The 6,240-nt window shown below is 36.1% G+C and carries 3 protein-coding genes; all 3 read right to left on the bottom strand.

Annotated elements, in window-relative coordinates; genetic code table 11:
• Positions 1-407 precede the first annotated feature (407 nt).
• A complete protein-coding gene (locus CKF54_RS07340) occupies positions 408-2,105 on the bottom strand; it encodes an ABC transporter substrate-binding protein (protein WP_222987580.1) in 1,698 nt (565 codons plus the stop codon).
• 101 nt (positions 2,106-2,206) lie between these two features.
• Entirely contained in the window at positions 2,207-2,935 is a 729-nt protein-coding gene (gene ubiG, locus CKF54_RS07335; RefSeq protein WP_119525703.1) for a bifunctional 2-polyprenyl-6-hydroxyphenol methylase/3-demethylubiquinol 3-O-methyltransferase UbiG, read from the bottom strand.
• Between the two features lie 59 nt (positions 2,936-2,994).
• Positions 2,995-5,850, bottom strand: coding sequence for a DNA topoisomerase (ATP-hydrolyzing) (locus tag CKF54_RS07330; protein ID WP_119525702.1), 2,856 nt, complete (start codon positions 5,848-5,850; stop codon positions 2,995-2,997).
• Between the last annotated feature and the right edge of the window lie 390 nt (positions 5,851-6,240).

The raw sequence follows: 6,240 nt of genomic DNA, 5'->3' as shown, positions 1-6,240 counted from the left end.
GAAAACGGGAAAATAGGCTATAAAAGCCTCCTCTTTTATTTTAAAATCTTAAAAAATCTAAAAATCTTAAATTATTCTTGAACGATAAATTATCTAATTTATTACGTCAATGGTCAATTTATCTCTTAATCTCAATCTTCTTATCATCCTATCTACAAGCTCCCAAGTTTATTTGCTAATTTATTTACTAGTTTATTTTCTAGTTTATTTATTAGCTTACTTAATAGCCCCAGGCTCATAAATAGTTATGACTTTTTAGGTATTGTCTACCTAATATCAGATTACCATAAAAAAAGCAGAATGCAAGCTTTTTTTACAAAAAAACATTAATCTCAGCTAAAAAACTTAGTTTTACTAGGTAAAGCTTAAGAAAAAATGCTTTTCCAGAGATAAATTTGCAGGTTTAACTACTTAGTCGTAGGCGCCACTTTAGCGTCAATTACATAGTAGTCACGTAAAAATCTACGTTTTACTTTTAAACTTAAACCACCTAAAGCTGGAGACTGTAGTAAGTAGGCACCTTTGAGGTAGATTGGCGCTACAGGCGTTTGCGCTTGAATAATTTCGTTAGCTTTAGCATAAAGCTCTGCGCGTTTTCTCTCATCTACAGTTTTATTAGCTTCTAAGACAATTGCATCATACTCTGGGTTACACCAAAGGGTAGAGTTTTGTCCATTATTACAGAGGAGAGTATTGTAAAACGATGAAGCTTGATCATAATCAGCTCTTAACCAACCTAAGCGTACTTGATAATCTTTAGACTGCACTACACTTTCATAGACCTTACGCTCCATGATATTGGTGTCCATTTTCACTAAACCATTAGTTTTTTGTTGGAACCAACCTTGAATTGCTACTAAGGTAACATTAATAAGTTGTTCACGTGGTGCTAGTAAACTAAAGTGTAAAGGTTTTTCTTTACTATATCCCGCTTGTTTTAACAGCTCAATAGCTTCTTCAACATTTTCCTGATATGGGCGAGTAAAGTAAGCTTCTTCGGTTGCTAACTGCCCATCTGCTAAAAACGTTGGTGTAAAAATTGAAGTTGGTTGCCCTGCTTTTAAAATTACATTAGTTAAGTAACGATTATCAATTAGGAGTTTTAACGCTCTTCTTACTTTAACGTCAGGGAACTTATCTACATTAAAATACAGAGACCAAGTAAAAGGATCAATATATTCTTTTACTTCATTAGGACGCTCTTGTAAAACTTTATTGTAAATATTTGGCGGAATATCTGCAGTTAGCACTTCATTAGCTAAATATTTATTGTAAATCATATTGATATCGGTCATAAAAATATACTCCGATTTATCAATTGTTACATTTTTAGCATCCCAGTATTTTGGATTTTTTACAAAGGTAATATGACCATTGATAATGTTCTCGGTAAGGATATATGGACCATTACCAACAAAGTTCTCTGGATGCGTCCATTGATCACCAAACTGCTCAATTTTATCTTGACGCACAGGAGAAAGTACTCCTAAAGTTACTAGTTGCGTAAACCAAGGAGTTGCTTGTTTTAAATGCACAACAAAAGTGTAATCATCAAGAGCTTGCACGCCTAACTCTTGTGGAGCAAGTTTACCTTGAGAAATCTCTTGTGCATTCTTTACATTGGCGTTAGCTAAGTAATCTATATAAACTGAAGCATTTTGCGGGTCTACTAAACGTTGCCAAGCATAAACAAAGTCATGCGCAGTTACTGGCTTACCGTCTGACCAAGTTGCCTCTGGACGTAAATAAAACGTCCAAGTTAAACCATCAGCTGATTGTTTCCAAGCCTTAGCTGCAACCCCTACATAATGACCATCTGGTGCTTGACGCACTAGAGTGTCAAATAAAGAGCGAGCTACATTAATTGAATTAGAATCTGAAAGTTTGCCCGGATCTATGGTCGCAGGATTTTCCTTAGCATTTCTTTGTAAAAACTGTACTTTATTTAGTTTTACATTTGCCGGAATGGTGTTTTCCCATTTAGCGCTATAGAGAATATCTCCGTTAGCTTGTACTTGGGGTTCTGGGTTAACTGTCTCTGCGCTAGCAAAAGTTGTAAAGCAAAGTAATGGGGCTATGAGTTTTTTTAGTTTTAAATTTTTCAATCTCGGACCTTCCAGTAAAAAATCAAAGAAAAAGTCCTTATAGTTTAACATAGCCAACAATAAAAAAAGTAGGCATAAAGCCTACTTAAATAAAATTTTTTTTACTTCTTACGTAAAGTAATTAAATAATTAACTTCTACGTTTTTCGTTAAACTAAAGCTATCTCTAAAGAGATTATACTTATAACCTACAATCTCGAGCACTTCTAAACCACATTTAGCTGCAACTGCAACTAATTCTGCAGGTTTAATAAATTTTTGGTACTCATGGGTGCCACGAGGAAGCCATTTTAAGTAATTTTCAACTACTTCAATTATTTGTACTTGTGCTTGCCAAGTACGATTAATTGTTGACATTACCGCTAAACCACCTGGTTGTAACATCTTGGCAATCGAAGAAACTATCGAAGCATAGTCTGGAACATGCTCAATCATTTCCATACAACAAATTAAAGGAAAATGTTCAGGAAGCTCTTTAGCTAATTGCTCTGCGGTTACACAACGATATGCAACATTATGTACTTGGTGCTCTTGGGCATGCTGGCGACCGGCTTCTAAAGCCTCTGCAGCCATATCAATCCCTAGCACTTGCGCTCCTTGACGCGCCATAGCTTCAGCAAGAATTCCCGCACCACAACCTAAATCTAATACAGGTAAATTAGCTAAAGCGCCAATATTGTATTTAATCGCTTGTTGTTGCACATACTGCAAACGAAGCGGATTTAACTTATGAATTAACTTAAAACTACCATTAAGTGACCACCAATCTTGAGCCATATCTGCAAACTTTGCAATCTCTTTTTGGTCAACGTTAATTTTATTCTCTTTCATCTTTGATCCAAAATTAAAACCTCAAATCTTGCGATTTGAGGTTTTAATAAAATTAGGGTTTATTCTTCAGTATCAGCGTAATCTTGTGCTGAAATTGGTGAAACCTCTTGAGCTGTGTGCCCTGCAGTAGAATTATCTACTAGATTTGTATCTAATTCTGCTTCAGCATGAGCTTTAGCTGCTAAGCGATCTTCTTCCTCAATACTTTGTCCATCGACAATTGCTTCAATTGAAGCTACTAATTCCCCTTTAACTAGGTTAACTAGTTTAACTCCAGATGAAACCCTACCTGTCATACGGATCTCGTTAGCATTGATACGCACAAGTTTACCACCATCAGTGATAATCGCTAACTGATCAACCTCATTAATTTGCGTTGCCCCTACTAATGCACTACCTGCACGTTCAGAAAGTTTATGGATACCTACCCCTTTAGAACCACGATTTGCACGTAATGGAATCTCTTCTAAGCGAGTACGTTTACCTAAACCTTTTTCTGTTACCGTTAATAATGGATCATTATTTTTTGGCACAATAGCAGCAATTACACGATCTTGTTCGCTTGCAAGACGCATCCCACGCACCCCACGAGAAGTACGACTTTGCGCTCTTACACAGTCTGAATTAAAGGCTGATACACGACCTAAACGTGAGATTAAGTATACTGGACTACCATCAGTAATTACCACTACTTGCGCTAATCTATCTGGTACTAAAGTATTTACTTCTTCCTCACCATCTACGCCGTCTAGGCCATCAATGCCTGTATCCACAGAATTATCGTTATCAGCAACATCAACCTCTTCATCTCCTAATACTTCGGTATTAGCTAAGGTAATAGCTTTTAAACCGTTCGTACGAATTTTACTAAAGAGTGAAAGTTTAGTTTTCTTAACTTTACCTTGCTCAGTTGCAAAGAAGAGATATTTACTGTCAATATCGTCATGCGCTTCTTCATCTAGGATAATAAGGTTAGTAATACGCTCATCATCTTGTAGATTTAAGAAGTTATTAATTGGACGACCACGTGAAGCTTGCGTTGCTCTTGGTAACTTGTAAACTTTAATTTGGAATACACGACCTAAGCTTGTAAAGCAAAGCAGAGTATCCGTTGTTTTACCAATTACTAATTGATCGATTTCGTCATCGTTCTTAATTTGCGCTGCTTGACGTCCACGACCACCACGTGATTGGCTACGATATTCATTTAAAGCTTGAGTTTTAATGTAAGAGTCACGTGAGTAGGTAATTACTACATCTTCTTTATTAACAAAGCTTTCATCGTCTAAAGAAATAGGTTCATCTGACACCGCTGAAAGACGTGCGTCGTAGTTATTGTCTTTGCGACGATTTGCATCACGACTTTCAATTAATTCTTGACGTAAAACTTCAGTTAATTTTGCTGGATCATTTAAGATTGCAATTAAACGAGCAATTTCAGCTACTTTATCACGATATTCATTTGAAATTACATCTTGCTCTAAACCAGTTAAACGTGATAACTGCATAGATAAGATATCATCAGCCTGTGCTGGACTTAAGTAGTATAAGCCGTCTGTACTGTTAATGCCGTACTCTTCTTCTAAAGTTGAAGGACGAGCAATCACAGGACTTTGCTCTAAATTCTCAAGCATTGCACTTAAGATCTTACAGTTCCAACCTTTTGATAGTAAAGCTTGGGCTGCATCCTGACGACGTGCAGAAGAACGAATTAAATGAATAATCTCATCAATATTATCTAAGGCGATTGCTAAAGCTTCTAAAGTATGTGCTCTTGCTCTTGCTACTTTTAATTCATAAACACAACGACGTGTGATAACTTCACGACGGAATTCGATAAAGATACTAATAAACTGTTTTAAGTTAAGCGTTTGTGGCTTACCTTTATTCAGCGCTAGCATGTTAAACGAAACACTACTTTGCAATGAAGTTTTTGCAAAAAGTTGATTCATAATTACATGCGGATCATAGTCTTTATGAACTCTTAACTCAATGTTAATGTCGTTTTTCGATAGGTTAAGAACTTCAGTAATTCCTTGAATCTCATCGTTCTTAATTAACTCATTGATACGCTCGATTACCGTGTTATAACTTACTTGGTAAGGAATTTCAACAATGTTAATCTTTTTAACACGAGATTCATCTGTTACTTTATAAACTGAACGTAAGTAAAGTTTACCTTTACCTGTATGGTAGGCTTCACGAATACCACCACGCCCTAGAATAATACCTCCAGTAGGGAAGTCTGGCGCTGGGATATACTCCATTAATTGGTCAATAGTTATCTCTGGATTATCTACGTAAGCAATACAACCATTGAGCACTTCATTTAAGTTATGCGGAGGGATGTTTGTCGCCATCCCTACGGCAATACCGCTTGAACCATTAACTAGTAAATTTGGGAAACGCGTAGGTAAAACTAAAGGTTCTGTGGTTTTATTTGAGTAGTTCGGAATAAAATCTACAGTTTCCTTTTTAATGTCCTTTAACAGCTCTAAAGCAATTGGGCTCATACGTGCTTCTGTATAACGCATAGCCGCTGGAGCTTCGTCCCCACGTCCACCGAAGTTACCTTGTCCTTGTACTAATGGATAACGCAAACTAAAATCTTGCGCCATACGTACTAAGGTACCGTAAATTGCAGAGTCACCATGAGGGTGATAAAGACCCATTACTCTACCAACTATTTCAGCAGATTTTACAAAAGGTTTATCTGGAGTATTTCCTCCTTCATGCATCGCATACAGTACACGTCTGTGTACTGGCTTAAAACCATCACGAGCATCTGGCAATGCCCTACTCATAATAACAGACATTGCATAGTCTAAATAGGAAGTCTTTAACTCATCAACAATGTTGATAGGTTTTACTTCACCATTAAAACCATTAGGATTTTGGTTATTCGATTCAGACATGGAATAGTTTACCTAAGACAAAGTAGTTTGATTACTACAAAACAAAAAAGAAAAGCAAAAAAACTTAAGTTTTTTTGATTAAAGAAAATTCTGTGGATAGCATAATTTAGTAAGCAATTTTTCTTACTTTGCTATGTTGGAGTTGACCTTACCTTAGGGCTAGCTTAGGGGTAAGGTTGACTTGTATATTATAGCAAACTCTGACTAAATTTACCTAAATTTAACAGGTTTTTACTTTATATTTTCTCTTATATTTACAAGCCTAAACTTAACTATTTCCTACCTAAATAAGAGCAATTTAACTGAGGATTACTAAAGGTTATTCTTGACCTAAGCTTATAAAAACCTACAATAACCTCTCAATAATTTCTAACCTGAATTCCGCAAATG

The sequence above is a fragment of the Psittacicella hinzii genome (assembly GCF_003585885.1).
Taxonomy (GTDB): Bacteria; Pseudomonadota; Gammaproteobacteria; order Enterobacterales; family Psittacicellaceae; genus Psittacicella.
Note: the sequence above shows the minus strand (reverse complement) of the source record. Positions and strands in the feature narration are given on the sequence as shown.

Coding starts and splice junctions, on each gene's coding strand:
- ubiG (WP_119525703.1), bottom strand. CDS start 2,935: ATGAAAGAGAATAAAATTAACGTTGACCAAAAAGAGATTGCAAAGTTT.
- CKF54_RS07330 (WP_119525702.1), bottom strand. CDS start 5,850: ATGTCTGAATCGAATAACCAAAATCCTAATGGTTTTAATGGTGAAGTA.